Source organism: Streptomyces sp. NPDC045678, assembly GCF_056432085.1.
The window spans coordinates 287027-305390 of record NZ_JBWKJS010000007.1 but is presented as its reverse complement, the minus strand read 5'-3'; the positions used below and the strand labels follow the sequence as shown (position 1 = coordinate 305390).

Genomic DNA, 18364 nt, shown 5'->3' with positions numbered 1-18364 from the left:
ACCCCCTCAGCGAGTACTGGAGGCGCGCTGGGCACGGGCCGAGGCATAGAGGCACACGGCGGCGGCCGTCGCGAGGTTGAGGCTTTCGGCTCTGCCGTGGATCGGAACGCGCACCACGGCGTCGGCGAGTGCGCGGGTCTCCTCCGGCAGCCCCCACGCCTCGTTGCCGAAGATCCAGGCGGTCGGGGTGCCCATGGTGCCCTTGTCGAGCTCCGCGTCGAGGTCGTCCTCACCCGCCCCGTCGGCGGCGAGGATCCGTACGCCCGCGTCCTTGAGCCCCCGCACGGCCTGCTCCACGGGTACGCCCACGGCGACCGGCAGATGGAAGTGCGAGCCGACCGAGGCGCGCACCGACTTGGGGTTGTAGAGGTCCACGGAGGCGTCCGTGAGGATCACGGCGTCGGCGCCCGCGGCGTCGGCGCAGCGCAGCACGGTCCCGGCGTTCCCGGGGTCGCGGACGTTCGACAGGACGGCGACGAGCCGGGGCCCGGCGGCGAGGATCTCCTCGAAGGGCACGTCGAGGAACCGGCAGACGCCGACGAGACCCTGCGGGGTGACGGTGGTGGAGATGTCGGCGATGACGTCCTCGTCGGCGAGGTGCACGCGGGCGCCGGCGGCGCGGGCCTCCCCCACGATGTCGGCGTACCGCTCGGCGGCGTCGACGGTGGCGAACAGCTCGACGAGCGTCTGCCCGTGCCCGGCGGCCTCCCGCACGGCCTGCGGCCCTTCGGCGAGGAACAGCCGCTCCTTGCCCCGGAAGTTCCGCTTGGCCAGCCGTCGCGCGGCACTGACGCGGGGCGACTTGGGGGAGATCAACTCAGGAGCGGCGGGCATGGACTCACCTTCGGCATGGGGACGGCGGGGGCGCCCCTTCAGGGGCGCGGGGGAACTGCGCGCTCAGCCACAGCAGACCCGCGGACGGCGGACAACAGAGGAGGGCGGACGAGAGCCCGAACAGAATCGGACCCGCAAGCCAGACGGCTTACGGGTCCGAACATCACGCTCAGCGCGGGCGTCAGGCGGCCTTGGGGGCGTTGACGTCCGACGGCAGCGCCTTCTGCGCAACCTCGACGAGCGCGGCGAACGCGTTCTCGTCGTTGACGGCCAGCTCCGCGAGGATCTTGCGGTCCACCTCGATGTTGGCGGCCTTCAGACCCTGGATGAAGCGGTTGTAGGTGATGCCGTTGGCGCGGGCAGCGGCGTTGATGCGCTGGATCCACAGCTGACGGAAGTCGCCCTTGCGCTTCTTGCGGTCGTTGTAGTTGTAGACCAGGGAGTGGGTGACCTGCTCCTTGGCCTTGCGGTACAGGCGCGAACGCTGGCCGCGGTAGCCGCTGGCCTGCTCGAGGATCGCCCGACGCTTCTTGTGGGCGTTGACTGCCCGCTTGACGCGTGCCACTTGTTAACTCCTTGTAGCGGGGCCGTGGTTGGACTCACACGACCCGGTATCGATTGGGTCCCGGTCAGAGGTCAGGTGCCGTGTCCGGCACCCGAGCTCACTTGCCGAGAAGCTTCTTGATCTTCTTGGCGTCGCCCGGGGCCATCTCGGCGTTGCCGGTGAGGCGACGCGTCAGACGGGACGACTTGTGCTCGAGCAGGTGGCGCTTGCCGGCGCGCTCACGGAGCACCTTGCCGGAGCCGGTGACCTTGAAGCGCTTGCTGGCACCGCTGTGCGACTTGTTCTTCGGCATAGCGCCGTTCTCTCCTCGTCAGTGGCACTCCGATGCCCGGTCGTGAAACCGGGCATCCGGGAGCCATATGTGTCAGTTGCAATCCCCTGGGCCTGCGCCCCGGGGATCAGGCCTCGGCGGGAGCTTCGGCCGGGGCCTCGGCGGGAGCCTCGTCGAGCTCCTCCCCCTCGGCGGAGTTCTGCGAGCGGCCCGGGTTGGCCTTCGCGTCCGCCTTGCGGGCCGCCTGGGCCTCACGGGCCTCGGCCATCGCCTCGGTCTTCTTCTTGTGCGGACCGAGAACCATGATCATGTTTCGGCCGTCCTGCTTCGGGTTCGACTCGATGAACCCGAGGTCCTCGACGTCCGAAGCGAGGCGCTGCAGCAGTCGGAAGCCCAGCTCGGGGCGGGACTGCTCGCGACCACGGAACATGATCGTGATCTTGACCTTGTCGCCCTGCTTGAGGAACCGGACGACGTGACCCTTCTTGGTGTCATAGTCGTGCGGGTCGATCTTCGGCCGGAGCTTCATCTCCTTGATGACCGTGTGCGCCTGGTTCTTGCGCGCCTCACGGGCCTTCATGGCCGACTCGTACTTGAACTTGCCGTAGTCCATGAGCTTGCAGACCGGCGGACGCGCGGTCGCGGCCACCTCGACCAAGTCAAGGTCGTACTCCTGTGCAAGCTCCAGGGCCTTGGCAAGCGGAACAATCCCGACCTGCTCGCCGCTGGGACCGACAAGTCGCACCTCGGGAACGCGAATCCGGTCGTTGATGCGGGGCTCGGCGCTGATGGATCCTCCTCGGTAGCACCACGCGACCGTCTGGCGGACAGCCGCGTTACGTCTGTTGACTGGACCAACCGTGCGGAGCCATAAAAAATGCCCCGACCGATCACAGAAGGGGCTCCATGTACTACCGGAGCACCTCCGCGGTGATCGCGGGGCGCACATCGGGCGACCCGAAGCCTCGAGGACTTCGGCCGCCTGACCGGTGACCCGCCGCTCCGGGGAGCGGTCAGGTGGGAGATCGGAGCCTCCACTTGTGGGCCGGATCCTTGCGTTGACACGCGGGCATCCAGCCGGTCGTTACACAAGGTTAGCAGCTCCCCGGGGGTGGGGCGAACCGCTGTGCGCAACCGCTCCCGCGGCTCGGGCGGTCCGGGGCTCGGCTTATCGTGTGGGACATGAGCGACACGACCCCCACCCCCGAGTCCGCGGCCCCCGGGCCCGGCTCTCCCGACTTCGACACCCTGACCCGTGACATCGCGGACGTCCCCGCGGTCGAGGTGATCACCACGGTGGCGGTCCACCTGATGAGCGCCGCCGCGGTGAACCTCGGTCTCGCCGAGGGCGGCGAGGGCCACAAGGACCTGGACGAGGCCCGCAAACTGATCCACTCGCTGGCCGGGCTGCTCGACGCGAGCGCCACCGAGGTCAGCTCGTTCCACGCGGCTCCGCTGCGCGACGGCCTGAAGTCGCTGCAGCTGGCGTTCCGCGAGGCGTCGGTGGTGCCGGACGAGCCCGGTCAGGGCCCCGGCGAGAAGTACACGGGCCCGGTCTTCGGCTGAGCCCGGGGCCTCACACCGTACGTACGTAGAGGGGCTCGCCCGGCGGCGTCGCCTCGGCCGGCAGAAGTGCCAGGTCGAGGCCGCGCACCAGGCGGGCCCTCAGTGTTTCGTCGGCGGCGATCCGGCGGGCCACGCGCTGGGCGGCCTCGGCCCCGTCCGCGGCGGGGTCGAGGACGAGGGCGAGGGTGCCGTCCGCGCTGCCGGGGCCGAGGTGGGCGCGGAGCACGGCGGACTCGGCGGCGACGGCGGCGCGGACCGCGTCGGTGACGGCGGGGTCGGCGAGCGGGTCGGCGCTGGCACGGCCCTCGGCGAGGGCGAGCAGCGCGGAGCGGCCGAGTTCGTAGGGGACGGGCCCGGCGAGGTCGAGGACGATGGTGTCGGCCTGCTCGTGCGCGGCGGCCTGCAACGCCTGGTGGAGCGGTACGGCGACGGGACGGGCGGCCGGGTCCCACAGCGCCAGGGCCTCGATGGAGGTGAAGGCGGGCAGCGCCTTGCGGTCACCGGCCTTGAGGGTGGGCACCGCCATGTCGCTGGTCTTCTCGCGGCGCAGCCCGTTCTCGTCCTCCTCGACCTCACCGAGCACGGCGACGACCGGGACGAGGAGCCGGGCCCCGACAAGAGCTTCCAGGACGGGCCCGTGGGCCGTACGGTCCGCGGCCCAGCCGGCGAGCGCGGCGGCCAGCCGGGGATCGGCGGTCCCGTCGTCGTCGGAGAAACCGGGGTCGGGAATGTTCTTGTTCGCCATGTTCGCCACGGTGTCGACCCTACAGAGTGGCCGTGCCGGCCCGGTGAGCCGCCCGGCCCCGCCCGGTCAGGTGCGGCGGGACGTCCTCGGCCTGGTGCGCCAGAGATGGACCGCCAGGGCCAGGAGGGCGATGCCGAAAGCGCCGGCGGTGGGGCCGAGCCAGGCCGCGGGGCCGTCGTCGGGCGCCGTTTCGTCCGGGCCGCCGCCGAAGTACTTCGTGCCGTACGTCGCCGTGCGCTGCCCCTGCGGCTCGATCCGCCCCGCGCGCTCCAGCGCGGCCGCCGGGTCGATCTGGCCGAAGCCCCGGGAGTCGTCGCGACCGCCGGACGGGGCGTCGCGGGCCGTGTCCTCCAGGATCTGTTTGATCTGCGCGGGCTTCAGGCCGGGGTGCGCGGCACGGATCAGGGCGACGGCGCCCGACACGAAGGCGGAGGCGGCGCTGGTGCCCCAGCCCTCGTAGTACTTGCGGTCGGGATCGGCGATGACGATGTCGTCGCCGGGCGCGGCGACGGTGGCGTACCAGCGGCGGGTGGAGAACGAGGCGCGGGCGCCGTTCTCGTCGACGGCCGTCGCGGCGATCACGCCGGGGTAGGCGGCCGGGTACGAGATGTGGTCGCCGCGCTCGCCGCCGTTGCCCGCGGAGGCGACGACGGCGACGCCCTTCTTCAGGGCGTACTGGACGGCGGTGTCCTCGTCGGGCTCGGGGTGGGCGGACTTGGAGTCGTCGCCGAGGGAGAGGTTGATGACGTCCGCGCCGTGGTCCGCGGCCCACCGGATGCCGTCGGCGAGGGCGTTGCCGCGGGTGTTGCGGGCCTTCTTGCGGGCGGGGTCGCCGTCCTCGAGGATCACGCGGACCGGCAGGATCTTCGCCTCGGGCGCGATGCCGAGCACGCCGTCCGCGCGGCCCTCCCCGTGTCCGTGGCCCGCGATGATGCCGGCCATGGCGGTGCCGTGCCTGGCCCAGGGGCGGTCGCCGCGGCCCGCGCCGAAGCCGACCATGTCCGTGCCCTTGAGGACGTTGCCCGCGAGGTCCGGGTGCTCGGCGTCTATGCCGGTGTCCAGGACGGCGACGGTGATGCCCCGGCCCTTCGTGGTCTGCCACGCCTGGCCGGTGTGCATGGCGTCGAGGGCCCACTGCTGGGCGCGGATGCCGTCGTCGGCGTGGGCGGTCGTGGCGGTGACGGGTACGAGGGTCAGCGCGGCGGCCAGGCCTGCCGCGACCACCGGGCGACGCGCCCTCTTCCCTCCCCTTCCTCCCGCGGAGCCCCTCACGACGACTTCTCCGCGGCCGCGATGGTCTTGCGCAGGCCCCGCTCGACGCGGTCGGCGATGCCCTTCGCCTCGTGGCCGAGGCCGGACTGGGCGGGCGCCGACGTGGTGTTGCTGCCCATGGCCTCGGTGGCGGGTTCGGGGTCCGTGACGGCGCGGCCGTCGGCGAATCCGGAGACGGCGTACGCGACGACCGGCGCGTCCGGCAGTACGGACATGGTCCAGGACGCCCGCTGCGCGTCGCCGAAGCCCTCGGCGGAGGTGCCCTTGGCGGCGTAGGCGCGGGGCATGAGGTCGGGGCGCCGGTCGAGCCCCTCCTCCGTGAAACGGTTCCGCAGGGTCTGCATGGCGTCGGCGTCGGCCTTGGTGAACAGCAGGCCGACGGTGGTGACATGGCTGCGGGTCGCGTCCGCGTAGGTGGCGCGGAGCAGACGCAGGCAGCCGACCGGTGCGAGCACCTTGCTCAGCAGCGGGTCGAAGGCGTCTGTGCAGCCGCTGTCCGGGGCGATGGCGATACGGGTCCAGGAGCGGTCGGCGCCGCCTGGGCCCGCGCCCTCGCCCTCGAGCTCGGGCGGGAAGAGCCGGTCGACGGGGACGCTGTGCCAGAGCGCGCCGGTGACGGTGTACGCGCTGCGCGTGGTGCCGCCCGCCACGGACTCCCCGGTCAGCCAACTCCCGGTCGCCGCCCCGCCGATGAGGCCGAGTCCGAGCACGACGCAGACCGCGGCGGCGGCCGCGCGGGGGCGCGCCCAGGTGGCGATGGGGCGCAGCCGGGTGGTGGTGTCGTCGTACATCGCGGGCCGCGCGAACGACACGAAGGGCCGCCCCGCACCGGGTCCCGGCGACAGGTCGACGACGCCGACGGCCCGACGCGCGGCGGTGGCCCGGGCGGCCGCCTCGCCGTCGGCACGCGTGGGCGACTCGTCCGGAACGGGGCGCGGTCGGGTGGTGGTCTCCTCCTGCGACACGTCGGCCGCGGGGCTCGTCCGGATGGCCGGAACGGTGTCGGGCCGCCCGGGAAGAACCGGCCCCGGGTCCTCGGCCGAGGTCAACACGTCGGACCGGTAGGGCCGTTGGCCCTCCTTCTCCCCCGGCGGCTCGGCCGGCAACGTCGGGCTGCCCTCGACGCGCGTACGCGACGCCGCCACGCCGGGCGACGCGACCGACTCCGCATCCACCGAAACAGCACCACTCACCCCGCCTTTCCGGGGCACGGGCACGCCATCGGCCCCTCGCGCCGCGGAGACGCGCGGCGGCGTGGTCGGACGCGGGGGTGCGTCGTCGGACCCGCGCGGCGCGGACGGGGCCGGCGGCGGGGCGTCGGGCAGGCGGGCCGAGGACGGTGCGGGACGGGACAGGGTGCCGCCTGTACCCGTGCAGGACGTTGCCTCGGCGGGCTGCGTGGTCGGACGCGGGGGCGCGTCGTCGGGCCCCCGCGGCGCGGACGGGGCCGGCGGCGGGGCGTCGGGCAGGCGGGCCGAGGACGGTGCGGGACGGGACGGGGTGTCGCCCGTACCCGTGCGGGACGTTGCCTCGGCGGGCTGCGTGGTCGGACGCGGGGGCGCGTCGTCGGGCCCCCGCGGCGCGGACGGAGCCGGCGGCGGGGCGTCGGGCAGGCGGGCCGAGGACGGTGGGGGCGGGAGGGGGGACGTCGCGCCGGAGGCCTCGCGTTCCGCGCGGGCCTTTTCGAAGGGGGCCAGCAGGTCGTGTATGCGGGCAGCCCGGCTGGGCTCAGACTCGCCGCGGGAGGGTGCGAGCACCCAGTCCTGGTCGACGGGTGGCCGGACGTCGGGAAAGCGGGCGGACGCCGCGGGCGGCGGGTCGGCCGCTTCGTCGGACTGGTCCGTGGCGGTGGCCGACGGGACCGAGGGACGGGCCGACGGGGCCGAGGGACGGGCCGGTGGGGTCGTGGGGCGGGGCGGCGCGGCGGGACGCGGCGGAACGGGGCTGCCAGGCGCCTCCGTGCTCATGCTCCCCCCGTTTCCTCGCGCTCGGCCGGCCGGAGCGCTCGGCGGGCGAGGCTCCGTGCGCACCGCTCGGCCAGGCTCCGTGCGCGTCACTCTACGGGCAGACACGGGGCATACGGGAACTCGGTCCGCACCCCCGGGCGATCTGCCCGGATCATCCCCCTACCCTCGGGTAATCGTGTCTGGCAGGCTTCGCCCATGACTGCCCGTGCCGCAGACCGTGCCGCTCACCGCGCCACCGACCGGGCCCGTTACGACCGGGCCACCGCACACCTCGACGCCCCCGTCGCCATCGTCGACCTGGACGCCTTCGACGCCAATGCCGACGATCTGGTGCGAAGGGCCAAGGGCAAGCCGATCCGGGTCGCGAGCAAGTCCGTGCGCTGCCGCGCCCTGCTCGAACGGGTCCTCGCGCGCGACGGTTTCGCCGGGCTCATGTCGTTCACGCTCGGGGAGTCGCTGTGGCTGGCCCGCTCCGGCTTCGACGACGTGCTGCTCGCCTACCCCTCGGCGGACCGCGCCGGGTTCGCGGAGCTGACCGCCGACCCGAAGCTCGCGGCCTCGGTGACCGTGATGGTCGACGACCCGGCCCAGCTGCGGCTGATCGACGAGGCCAGGGACGGCGGGACCGAGGAGGTGCGGGTCTGTCTGGAACTGGACACCTCGTTCAAGGCGCTGGGCGGCACGGTGCGGATCGGCGCGCTCCGCTCGCCGCTGCACTCGCCCGTGCAGGTCGCCGCCCTGGCCCGCGCCGTCGAACGGCGCCCCGGCTTCCGGCTGGTGGGCGTCATGGCGTACGAGGGCCACGTCGCCGGCGTGGGCGACGCGGTCGAGGGGCACCCGGCGCGCTCGCGCGCGGTCCGCATGATGCAGACCGCGGCCCGCAAGGAGCTCGCCGCGCGCCGCGCGGAGACGATCGCCGCGGTGCGGGCGGTCGCGCCGGGCCTGGAGTTCGTGAACGGCGGCGGTACCGGCAGCGTGCAGCACACCGCGGCCGAGCGGGCGGTCACGGAGATCGCCGCGGGGTCGGGGCTCTTCGTGCCGCGGCTCTTCGACAACTACACGTCGTTCAGGGGGCGTCCGGCCGCGCTGTTCGCTCAGCCCGTGGTGCGCCGGCCCGGCGCGGGGACCGTGACGGTGCTCGGCGGCGGCTATCCGGCGTCGGGCGTCGCGGGCACGGACCGCTCGCCGGAGCCGTACCTCCCCGAGGGGCTGCGGTACGACGCGCAGGAGGGCGCGGGCGAGGTGCAGACGCCGCTGCACGGGCCCCCTGCGGACGACCTGCGGCTCGGCGACAAAGTGTGGTTCCGGCACGCCAAGGCCGGAGAGCTGTGCGAGCGGTTCGAGACGCTGCACCTGGTCGAGGGCGACCGCGTGACGGGGAGCGTCCCGACGTACCGCGGCGAGGGCCACACGTTCCTCTGACCCGGCCCCCGGCTGCGTACCCGCGTATCCGCGTATCCGCGTACCCGCGTACCGCTACGGCGTCGGTTCGACGTCGTTGCCCACGCCGCCGCCCGTCGCGCTGTCGTCGACCGAGCGGATCCCGTCGGTGATCTCGTCGAGGACGGAGACGGGCGGCGCGCCGTCGCCCGCGCCGACGTTGAAGCGGACCATGACCATCGACTCGGAGCCGACGCTCGACGCGAAGGACAGCGACTGCACGTATCCGCCGTCGCCCTTCGCCGTGTGGACGCGCCAGCGCACGAAGTACCCGGTGCGGCCCGCGACGGCCACCTGGCCTTCCTTGACCTTCTCGTGGCGGGTGATGCCGCCGTAGGGCCGGTTGTCCAGCTTGTCCTTGTCGTAGGCGGCGTCCGCCGCGTCCTCGATGTCGCCGAGGGCGAGGGCCTTGGGGTCCGTCTCGTCGGTGCCCGTGACGGTGGTCGACGTGACGGTGCCCTCGCGGCAGAGCCCGGAGTCGCCCGGGCAGTCGACGATGTCGGGGGTCTGGATGGTGGCGCCGCTGCCGAAGGAGTCGTCGTCCTTCTCCCAGCCCTCGGGCACGGGGAGCGTGATGCCGTTGAGGTCGTCGACGAGGGTGTCCGGGTCGGGGTCGGCGGTCGGCGACTTCGACTCCTCCTTCTCCGACGCGACCGGCGTCGGGCCGCCCTTCGCGGACGCGCTCGGCGCCGGTGTGCCGCCCTGCGGGTCGTCGTCGCCCCCGGTGAGGGTGACGGCGCCCGCGACGATGGCTCCGACGAGGACGACCCCGGCGACGCCCAGCGCCACGCCCTTCGCCCGGCCTCCGCCGCCGCCCGACGTCACCGGCATGACCGACGTCGTGGCCTGCGGCGGCCCGAACCCCTGCTGTGCCGGGGCGGCTTGGACGTACTCCGGCGTCCGCCGGTGCTCGGTCCAGGCGGAACCGTCCCACCAGCGCTCGACGGACGGCTGGTGCGGGTCCGGGTACCAGCCGGCGGGGGTCGACATGCTCATCCCGGCACTCTAGGACGTGCCACGAAGATCAGTACACCGAGTCCTGCTGGTCGGGAACGACGGAGCCGTCCTCCCGCAGCACAGGGCCCTTGTTCCCGTCGTGCTCGTTGTACGCGGCGGTCGAGCAGGGGTAGGTGCCGTCCTTCTGCGGCAGCGGCTCGATGAACATGGGGTTCACGACCCAGCGGCCGTCCTCGTTGTCGTACGCACGGCACATGAACTCGCTCTTGTTGCGGTTCAGGACGAGGTGCGCGCCCGTGGCGTCGCCGACGAACGTCACGTCCGTGTCGGCGTCGCCGCCGCCGAGGGCGATGCGGTGCCCGAAGTCCTGCTTGTCCCAGGCCTTCTTGCCCTTGATCTTGAAGATCTCCTGGTTGATCCAGCAGCGCTTGCCGTCGATGTACGGGATGGCCTCGCCCTTGTTGACGGGGACGCCGCCGCAGCCCTGGTTCCAGGTGGTGATGCGGCCCTTGCGGTCGAGGACCGAGCGGATGGCGACCGTGTGCTTGCGGTCGATGCCCACGCCCCCCTTGCCGGAGGCCCAGACCTCGGTGACCGGCTCGGAGCCCGCCGAGACGATGTAGACGTCGAAGCCGGCCTTCTTGAGGGTGCGGATCAGGTCGCGCTGCTGGTCGTAGTAGCGGACGTAGCCGGGGATCTCGTGCGTCCCGACGGTCTGCGTCGCGCCGATGGGCGCGGCGAGAGCCTCCTTGCGGGCCTTCGCGGCGTACGACTCCAGCTCGGGGACGGTGTGCCCGGCGAAGAGCTGCGGCACCCAGGCGTACTGCGGGACGGTGTGCCGGTGGTCCCACTCCCCCGCGAACGCGGCGGCGCCGCTCATCGTTCTGCCGTCCTCGCGGACCTCGAAGATCTCGTCGGCGCAGGCGGCGTTCCTGGAGGTGGGCAGCGGCTTGCCGACGGGCACCTTCGTGCCGCACGCCTCGGTGAGCGCGCGGTCCGCGTCGTCGGTCATCCACTTGCTGGTGGACTTCCAGCTCTTGGGGCGCAGGATCTTGTCGTGCCGCAGCGACCAGGCGATGGTCGCGTCGGTGACGTCGTTCTTCGTGATGGTGTTGTCCCAGTCGAACGCGGCGACCGGGCGCTTGTTCTTGCCGTGGCCCAGGCCCGGGTTCGCGCAGGTGCCGCGCTCGTCGATGGTCCGCTGGAGCTTGGCGCGGTTGTTTCCGTACCACTCCAGCTTCTTCGACAACTGCGGGCAGTCGCCTCCCGCGGTGCGGGAGTTCGCGGGGTGCGCGGCCGTGGCGGCGGCCGCGGGGAGTGCTGCGGGCACGGCCGCCAGGGTGGCGGCCGCGGCCAGAGTCAGCGCCAAAATGTTTCTGTTACGCATGTGAGTGGACCGTACATCAGTCCTGTGAGCCTGACGACGGTGTCGACGTCGCGTGCACCGTGTCCTTCTGATCGGGGATCACGGAGCCGTCCGTACGGCGCACCGGGCCCTGTCCGCCGTCCCGTTCGATGTATCCGGTGGAGGCGCAGGGGTAGGGGTCGGCCTTGCGTCCCTTCGGTTCGATGAACATGGGGTTCACCAGCCAGCGCCCGTCGCCGTTCTCGTAGGCGCGGCACATCAGTTCGTTCTTGTTGCGGTTCAGAACGAGCCTGAGGCCGGTGGCGTCGCGCAGGAAGGAGACGTCCGTGTCGGAGTCGCCCGCCGCGAACACCTGGCGCTTCGCTGCCGGTTGGACCTTCTCGGCCGCCGCGCCGCGCACGCCGAGGATCTCCTTGTTGATCCAGCAGCGCTTGCCGTCGACGTACGTGATCATCGAGTCGTCACCGTCCCGTACGGTGCCGCAGCCCTTGAGGTGCGCGGTCAGCTTCCCGCGCGCGGTGACGTTGCGGATGCCGAGGGTGTGGCGGGCGTCGATGCCCACGGCCCGCCCCCACACCTCGGCGACCGGCTCGGGCGACGCCGAGACGATGTGAACGGCGAAGCCGGCCTTCTTGAGGGTGCGGATCAGGTCGCGCTGCTGGTCGTAGTAGCGCACCCAGCCGGTGACCTGGTGGGTGCCGACCTTCTGTACCGCTCCGACCGGTGCGGCGAGGTTCTCCTTGCGGGCGGCGGCCGCGAACTGCTTCACCTGGCGCGTGGACCAGCCGCGGGTGAGCTGGGCGAGCCAGGCGTACTGCGGTTCCATGCGGCGGTGGTCGAAGCCGGCGAAGGCCGCCTTGCCCGCGGTCGTGGTGCCCTCGCTGTAGACGGAGAGGATCTCGTCGGCGCAGGCGGTGTCGCGGTGGGTGGGCAGGGTGGTGCGGGTGGCGGGGCAGGCCTTGGTGAGGGCCTTGGCCGCGGGGTCGGTGAGGTAGCGGCTGGTGGTGTGCCAGTCGCCGCGCTCGGGCGTGCGGATCCTGCCGTTGCGCAGCAGCCAGAACATGGTGGCGTCGCCGATGTCGTTCTTGATGACGGTGTTGTCCCAGTCGAAGGTGGCGACGGGCTTGGCGCCGCCCCTGCTGCCCCCGCCTTCACCGCATCTGCCGTACTGGTCCATCATGCGCTGGATCCGCGCCTTGTTCTTGCCGTACCAGCCCGCGGAGACGGTCAGCGTGGGGCACTTGTCGGCCTTCGGCCGGGCGTGCTGCGTTGCTTCGGCGGTGGCCTGGACGCCGAGGAGACCGGTTCCGGCGACGGCCAGCACGGCGGCTGCGGCGGTGCAGCGGCGCTTGAGGTTCATGTACACGCTCCCGTGTCTACGCAGGTCAGCCGGGCGTCGCGCGACGCCCGGCTGACGGGGTGGTGGCTGGAGGGTGAACTGCAGGAACCGACCTACAGCGGCGTGACGTACGCCCCCGTGAGGCCGCCGTCGACGAGGAAGTCCGTCGCGTTCACGAACGAGGAGTCGTCGCTGGCGAGGAACGCCACCGCGGACGCCATCTCCTCGGCCTCGGCGAAGCGGCCCACGGGAATGTGCACGAGACGGCGGGCGGCACGCTCGGGGTCCTTGGCGAACAGCTCCTGGAGGAGCGGGGTGTTGACCGGCCCCGGGCAGAGCGCGTTGACGCGGATGCCCTCGCGGGCGAACTGCACGCCGAGCTCGCGGGACATGGCGAGGACGCCGCCCTTGGACGCGGTGTAGGAGATCTGCGAGGTCGCCGCGCCCATCCGGGCCACGAAGGACGCGGTGTTGATGATGGAGCCCTTGCCCTGGCGGCGCATGTAGGGGATGGCGGCCTTGCAGCACAGGTACACGGAGGTGAGGTTGACGTCCTGGACGCGCTTCCAGGCCTCCAGGCCGGTGTCCAGGATGGAGTCGTCGTCGGGCGGCGAGATGCCCGCGTTGTTGAACGCGATGTCGACGGATCCGTACGTGTCGAAGGCCGTCTTGAACAGCGCCTCGACCTGTTCGGCGTCGGTGACGTCGACCTTCACGAAGGTCCCGCCGACCTCCTCGGCGGCGGCCTTGCCCGCGGTCTCGTCGATGTCGCCGCAGACGACGTTGGCGCCCTCGGAGGCGAGGCGGCGCGCGGTGGCGAGGCCGATACCGCTGCCGGCGCCGGTGATGACGGCGGTACGGCCCACGAGGCGGCGGCAGATGTTCTCTGTCATGGGGTCAGGCCTCCGTGCTGATGAAGACGTTCTTGGTTTCGGTGAATGCGGCGAGCGCGTCGGGGCCGAGCTCGCGGCCGAGCCCGGACTGCTTGTAGCCCCCGAAGGGGGTCCAATAGCGCACGCTGGAGTGCGAGTTGACCGACAGGTTGCCTGCCCTGACCGCCCCGGACACGCGCAGGGCGCGGCCGACGTCGCGCGTCCAGATGGAGCCGGACAGGCCGTGGTCGGTGGCGTTGGCGAGGCGGACGGCGTCGGCCTCGTCGTCGAAGGGGATGACGACGGCGACGGGCCCGAAGACCTCTTCCGTGGCCACCGGGGCGTCCGGGGCGACGTCGGTGAGCAGCGTCGGCGGGAACCAGAAGCCGGGGCCCTCCGGTACCGTGCCGTGGATGCCGTCGCCGGGGGTGACGTAGGAGCGGACGCGGTCCAGCTGGGTCCTGGAGATCAGCGGGCCCATCTGGGTCTTCTCGTCGGACGGGTCGCCCACGACGATCGACTCGACCGCGGGCGTGACGACCTCCATGAACCGGTCGTACACCGAGCGCTGGACGAGGACGCGGGTGCGGGCGCAGCAGTCCTGGCCCGAGTTGTCCAGGTACGACATGGGGGTGGCCAGCGCCGCCGCTTCCACGTCGGCGTCGGCGAAGACGATGTTGGGGCTCTTGCCGCCGAGTTCGAGGGTCAGGCGCTTCACGCGGTCGGCGCACCCGGCCATGATCCGCTTGCCGACGCGGGTGGAACCGGTGAACACGATCTTGGCGACGCCGGGGTGCTCGACCAGCGCGTTGCCGGCGACGGCGCCCTCGCCGGGCAGGACCTGGAAGAGGTCTTCGGGCAGGCCTGCTTCGAGGGCGAGTTCGGCGAGGCGGAGCGCGGTGAGCGGGGTGGTCTCGGCGGGCTTGAGGAGCACCGCGTTGCCCGCCGCGAGCGCGGGGGCGGTGCCCCACGCGGCGATCGGCATCGGGAAGTTCCAGGGGGCGATGACGCCGACGACGCCGAGGGGTTCGAGGACGGTGACGTTCAGGCCGCCCGCGACGGGGATCTGCCGGCCGTTGAGGCGTTCCGCTCCCCCGGCGGCGTAGTCGAGGAGGTCGCGGACGTTGCCGGCCTCCCAGCGGGCGTTGCCGATGAGGTGGCCCGCCTCTCGGACCTCCAGCTGTGCGAGTTCTTCGATGTGTGCGTCGACGGTGGTGGCGAAGCGGCGCAGGAGGCGTGCGCGGTCGGCGGGTGCGGTGGCCGCCCACTTCTCCTGGGCCCCGGTGGCCCGTGCGACGGCGGCGTCGACGTCCGACGCGGTGGCGGCCGGGACGGACGCGACGACCTCTTCGGTCGCCGGGTTGAGTACCTGCAGCAAGTCGTTCCTCACATGCGTTCGAAGGAGCGGCGGAGCTCCCAGTCGGTCACCGCGGAGTCGAAGGCCTGCAGCTCGACCCGCGCCATGTTGCGGTAGTGCGCGACCACCTCGTCACCGAAGGCGGCCTTGGCGATGGGGCTGTTCTCCCAGAGCTCGGCCGCCTCGCGCAGGGTGGTGGGGACGTGCTCGTACTCGCCGGTGTAGGCGTTGCCGGTGCACTCCTCTGGCAGTTCGAGCTTCTGCTCTATTCCGTACAGGCCCGCGGCGACGAGTCCCGCGACGGCGAGGTGCGGGTTGACGTCTCCGCCGGGCAGCCGGTTCTCGAACCGCATCGAGCGGCCGTGGCCGACGACGCGGAGCGCGCAGGTGCGGTTGTCGTGTCCCCAGGCGGCGGCGGTCGGCGCGAACGTGCCGGGCTGGAACCGCTTGTAGGAGTTGATGTTGGGGGCGTAGAGGAGGGAGAAGTCGCGGAGCGCGGCGAGCTGGCCCGCGAGGAAGTGCCGCATGACGGGCGACATGCCGCCGGGGTCGTCCGCGGAGCCCGCCATGACGTTGGTGCCTTCGGCGTCCTGCAACGAGAGGTGGATGTGGCAGGAGTTGCCCTCGCGCGCGTTGAACTTGGCCATGAAAGTGAGGGAGACACCTTCCTGGGCCGCGATCTCCTTGGCGCCGGTCTTGTAGATGGCGTGCTGGTCGCAGGTGACGAGGGCCTCGTCGTACTTGAACACGATCTCGTGCTGGCCAGGGTTGCACTCGCCCTTGGCCGACTCGACGATCAGCCCGGCGGCCGCCATGTCGTTGCGGATGCGGCGCAGGAGGGGTTCGATGCGGCCGGTGCCGAGGACCGAGTAGTCGATGTTGTACTGGTTGGCGGGCGTGAGGTCCTTGTACCCGGCGTCCCAGGCCTGTTCGTAGGTGTCCTTGAAGACGATGAACTCGAGTTCCGTGCCGACGTGCGCGGTGTAGCCGAGCTCCGCCAGGCGCTCCAGCTGGCGGCGCAGGATCTGCCGGGGCGCGGCGACCACGGGCGAGGAGTCGTTCCAGGCGAGGTCCGCGATGAGCATCGCGGTGCCCTCGTTCCAGGGCACCCGGCGCAGGGTGGAGAGGTCGGGGTGCATGGCGAAGTCGCCGTAGCCGCGGTCCCAGGAGGACATCGCGTAGCCGTCGACGGTGTTCATGTCGGCGTCCACGGCGAGGAGGTAGTTGCAGCCCTCCGTGCCGTGTTCGAGGACCTCTTCGAGGAAGAAGCGGGCGGCGAACCGCTTGCCCTGGAGCCGTCCCTGCATATCGGGGAAGGCCAGGACGACAGTGTCGATCTCGCCGCTCGCGACGAGGGCCTTCAGCTCCTCGACGGCCAGCGGGGGTGTGCGGTCTGCCACGGGAAAAGCCTCCTTGGGTCAGCCGGGAGCCATAAGGTATTGCCGAGAACCATTGCTTGGGAAGGGGGTACGGAGATGTCGCACCCGGAAGAGGGCACGGCGGCGTCCGCGCCGGACGACGAGCGCCTGACGGCGGTGCTGCGTCCGGTGCGGGCGGGCAACGGCTTCGAGGAGGCCCTGGAGCAGATCCTCCAGGTCGTCCGCCTCGGCCTGGTGCCCGGCGGCGAACGCCTACCGTCGGAGCGGGAGCTCGCCGACCGCCTCGGCATCAGCAGGGTCACGCTGCGCGAGGTCCTGAAGGTGCTGCAGGACCAGGGCCTGGTCGAGTCGCGGCGCGGGCGGTACGGCGGCACGTTCGTGCGGCCTCGCCCCGAGGCGCCGGGCGAGGACGAGCTGCGCCGCCGCATCAAGGACGTCGACGTCGAGGACGCGCTGCGCTTCCGCGAGGTCCTCGAGGTCGGGGCTGCCGGGCTGTGCGCGGCGCACGGCCTGACCGGCGAGCAGGCGGACCGGCTGCGCACCGCGCTGGCCAGGACGCACGACGCGCCCCTCGCCGAGTACCGGCGCCAGGACACCCTGCTGCACCTCACGCTCGCCGAGCTGTGCGGGTCACCGACGCTCACCGCGCAGTACGCGGCGGTCCGTGCGACCGTCAACGACCTCCTGGACTGCATCCCGCTGCTCGTGCGGAACCTGGAGCACTCGCAGCGGCAGCACACGGCGCTCGTCGAGGCGGTGCTCGACGGGGACGCGGACGGCGCGCGGGAGATGATGCGGGAGCACTGTTCGGGGACGGCGGCGCTGCTGCGGGGGTTCCTGACGTGAGGCGGTATTAACCACCGGGTAACGCACGGGTCTTGCTTTCTCCCACCCGGCACGGCAAAGGTATGCATCCGTTCCATTGAGTCGCCCCGCCTGCCGAGGAGCCGTGCCATGACCATGGATGCCACCCCACCGAACCCGGCCCCGCCCCCAGCCTCCGCCGAGCCGGCGGACGACTATCTGGAACGCAGGACGCTGCGCAGGGGCAGTGCGGGCTGGCTGCTGCTCACCGGCCTCGGCGTCGCCTACGTCGTCTCCGGCGACTACTCGGGGTGGAACTTCGGCCTCGCCGAGGGCGGCTTCGGCGGCCTCGGGATCGCCATGGCACTCATGGGCGTCATGTACGCGTGCATGGTCTTCTCGCTCGCCGAGCTCTCATCCGTCTTGCCGACCGCGGGCGGCGGCTACGGCTTCGCGCGGCGGGCGCTCGGCCCGTGGGGCGGCTTCCTGACCGGTACGGCGATCCTCATCGAGTACATCCTCGCGCCGGCCGCGATCTCCATCTTCATCGGCGACTACGTCGAGTCGCTCGGCCTCTTCGGCCTCAGCTCCGGCTGGCCGGTCTACCTCGTCTGCTTCGTGATCTTCATCGGGATCCACCTGTGGGGCGTCGGCGAGGCGCTGCGGTTCAGCTTCGTCGTCACCGGCATCGCGGTGGCGGCGCTGCTGGTCTTCGCGGTCGGCGCGTTCATGGACTTCGACGCGTCCAAGCTGAACGACATCCCCGTGGAGGCGGACGCCTTCGGCGCCAACTCATGGCTGCCGATGGGCCTGTTGGGCATCTGGGCGGCGTTCCCCTTCGGCATGTGGTTCTTCCTGGGCGTGGAGGGCGTACCGCTGGCCGCCGAGGAGACCAAGGACCCGGCGCGCACCCTGCCCCGCGCGATCCGCTGGTCGATGGCCATCCTCGTCGTCCTCGCGCTCCTCACCTTCTTCGCCTCGTCCGGCGCGCGGGGCGCGAACGCGATCCAGGACGCCGGCAATCCGCTGGTGGAGGCGTTGCAGCCGGACGGCGACGCGACGGCGCTCAGCCGCATCGTCAACTACGCGGGCCTCGCCGGCCTGGTCGCCTCCTTCTTCTCCCTCATCTACGCGGGCTCGCGCCAGCTCTTCGCGCTCTCCCGGGCCGGCTACCTCCCCCGCTTCCTCTCGCTCACGAGCAGCCGCAAGGCCCCCTACCTGGGTCTCCTCGTCCCGGGCGCCATCGGCTTCGGCCTGGCCGCGGCGACGGGGGACGGCGCCCGGATGCTGAACGTCGCGGTGTTCGGCGCGACCATCTCGTACGCGCTGATGTCCCTCTCGCACATCGTCCTGCGCCGCCGCGAGCCCGCCCTCGACCGCCCCTACCGCACCCCGGGCGGCATCCTGACGTCGTCCGTGGCGCTGGTCCTCGCCTGCGCGGCGCTGGTCGCGACGTTCCTGGTGGACGTGACGGCGGCGCTCATCGCCCTCGGGGTGTACGTGGTGGCCCTCGCCTACTTCGGCGTCTACAGCCGCAAGCACCTGGTGGCGCGCGCACCGGAGGAGGAGTTCGCGGCGCTGGCGGCGGCCGAGGCAGAGTTGGAACGCGACTGATCAGCACGGACCGAGC

General features: G+C 72.2%; 17 protein-coding genes. 4 read left to right on the top strand and 13 right to left on the bottom strand.

Features of this window, described 5'->3' with window-relative positions:
• Nucleotides 1-6: 6 nt before the first annotated feature.
• The 4 genes from AC07DO_RS25440 to infC all read right to left on the bottom strand — a co-directional run bounded on the left by AC07DO_RS25440 (nucleotide 7) and on the right by infC (nucleotide 2460).
• Nucleotides 7-834, bottom strand: a complete 828-nt coding sequence (locus tag AC07DO_RS25440) for a TrmH family RNA methyltransferase (protein WP_479062874.1) — start codon at nucleotides 832-834, stop codon at nucleotides 7-9.
• A gap of 181 nt (nucleotides 835-1015) precedes the next feature.
• A complete protein-coding gene (rplT, locus tag AC07DO_RS25435; protein WP_150165812.1) occupies nucleotides 1016-1399 on the bottom strand; it encodes a 50S ribosomal protein L20 in 384 nt (127 codons plus the stop codon).
• A gap of 97 nt (nucleotides 1400-1496) precedes the next feature.
• Complete coding sequence (gene rpmI, locus AC07DO_RS25430) at nucleotides 1497-1691, bottom strand: 50S ribosomal protein L35 (RefSeq protein WP_007829094.1); 195 nt, start codon at nucleotides 1689-1691, stop codon at nucleotides 1497-1499.
• A 106-nt stretch (nucleotides 1692-1797) separates the two neighbouring features.
• Complete coding sequence (gene infC / locus AC07DO_RS25425) at nucleotides 1798-2460, bottom strand: translation initiation factor IF-3 (RefSeq protein WP_268775508.1); 663 nt, start codon at nucleotides 2458-2460, stop codon at nucleotides 1798-1800.
• A 392-nt stretch (nucleotides 2461-2852) separates the two neighbouring features.
• Here infC and AC07DO_RS25420 point away from each other — a divergent pair, with 392 nt between their 5' ends.
• Nucleotides 2853-3236, top strand: coding sequence for a DUF1844 domain-containing protein (locus tag AC07DO_RS25420; protein WP_479062872.1), 384 nt, complete (start codon nucleotides 2853-2855; stop codon nucleotides 3234-3236).
• A gap of 10 nt (nucleotides 3237-3246) precedes the next feature.
• Here AC07DO_RS25420 and AC07DO_RS25415 read toward each other — a convergent pair whose 3' ends face one another.
• The 3 genes from AC07DO_RS25415 to AC07DO_RS25405 form a co-directional block, all read right to left on the bottom strand.
• On the bottom strand, nucleotides 3247-3981 hold the full coding sequence (locus tag AC07DO_RS25415) for an SseB family protein (protein ID WP_479062870.1): 735 nt from the start codon (nucleotides 3979-3981) through the stop codon (nucleotides 3247-3249).
• 66 nt (nucleotides 3982-4047) lie between these two features.
• Nucleotides 4048-5205, bottom strand: coding sequence for a type VII secretion-associated serine protease mycosin (mycP, locus tag AC07DO_RS25410; RefSeq protein WP_479062869.1), 1158 nt, complete (start codon nucleotides 5203-5205; stop codon nucleotides 4048-4050).
• A 44-nt stretch (nucleotides 5206-5249) separates the two neighbouring features.
• Entirely contained in the window at nucleotides 5250-7220 is a 1971-nt protein-coding gene (locus tag AC07DO_RS25405) for a hypothetical protein (protein WP_479062867.1), read from the bottom strand.
• A gap of 195 nt (nucleotides 7221-7415) precedes the next feature.
• Here AC07DO_RS25405 and AC07DO_RS25400 point away from each other — a divergent pair, with 195 nt between their 5' ends.
• Complete coding sequence (locus tag AC07DO_RS25400) at nucleotides 7416-8642, top strand: amino acid deaminase/aldolase (RefSeq protein WP_479062865.1); 1227 nt, start codon at nucleotides 7416-7418, stop codon at nucleotides 8640-8642.
• Between the two features lie 54 nt (nucleotides 8643-8696).
• Here AC07DO_RS25400 and AC07DO_RS25395 read toward each other — a convergent pair whose 3' ends face one another.
• The 6 genes from AC07DO_RS25395 to AC07DO_RS25370 form a co-directional block, all read right to left on the bottom strand.
• Nucleotides 8697-9656: a DUF2510 domain-containing protein gene (locus AC07DO_RS25395; RefSeq protein WP_479062863.1), complete on the bottom strand. Its 960-nt coding sequence runs from the start codon at nucleotides 9654-9656 to the stop codon at nucleotides 8697-8699.
• 28 nt (nucleotides 9657-9684) lie between these two features.
• Nucleotides 9685-11004 (bottom strand): haloacid dehalogenase-like hydrolase, encoded by a 1320-nt coding sequence (locus AC07DO_RS25390; protein WP_479062861.1) that lies wholly within the window; start codon nucleotides 11002-11004, stop codon nucleotides 9685-9687.
• Between the two features lie 16 nt (nucleotides 11005-11020).
• Nucleotides 11021-12343: a haloacid dehalogenase-like hydrolase gene (locus AC07DO_RS25385; protein ID WP_479062859.1), complete on the bottom strand. Its 1323-nt coding sequence runs from the start codon at nucleotides 12341-12343 to the stop codon at nucleotides 11021-11023.
• Between the two features lie 92 nt (nucleotides 12344-12435).
• Complete coding sequence (locus AC07DO_RS25380) at nucleotides 12436-13215, bottom strand: 3-oxoacyl-ACP reductase (RefSeq protein ID WP_479062858.1); 780 nt, start codon at nucleotides 13213-13215, stop codon at nucleotides 12436-12438.
• A 4-nt stretch (nucleotides 13216-13219) separates the two neighbouring features.
• Nucleotides 13220-14572 (bottom strand): aldehyde dehydrogenase family protein, encoded by a 1353-nt coding sequence (locus tag AC07DO_RS25375; RefSeq protein WP_479062856.1) that lies wholly within the window; start codon nucleotides 14570-14572, stop codon nucleotides 13220-13222.
• Between the two features lie 8 nt (nucleotides 14573-14580).
• Nucleotides 14581-15951, bottom strand: coding sequence for a glutamine synthetase family protein (locus tag AC07DO_RS25370; RefSeq protein WP_479062854.1), 1371 nt, complete (start codon nucleotides 15949-15951; stop codon nucleotides 14581-14583).
• Nucleotides 15952-16026: 75 nt separating this feature from the next.
• Here AC07DO_RS25370 and AC07DO_RS25365 point away from each other — a divergent pair, with 75 nt between their 5' ends.
• A complete protein-coding gene (locus AC07DO_RS25365; protein WP_479062853.1) occupies nucleotides 16027-16776 on the top strand; it encodes a FadR/GntR family transcriptional regulator in 750 nt (249 codons plus the stop codon).
• A 114-nt stretch (nucleotides 16777-16890) separates the two neighbouring features.
• Nucleotides 16891-18348: an ethanolamine permease gene (eat, locus tag AC07DO_RS25360; RefSeq protein WP_479063256.1), complete on the top strand. Its 1458-nt coding sequence runs from the start codon at nucleotides 16891-16893 to the stop codon at nucleotides 18346-18348.
• Nucleotides 18349-18364 lie beyond the last annotated feature (16 nt).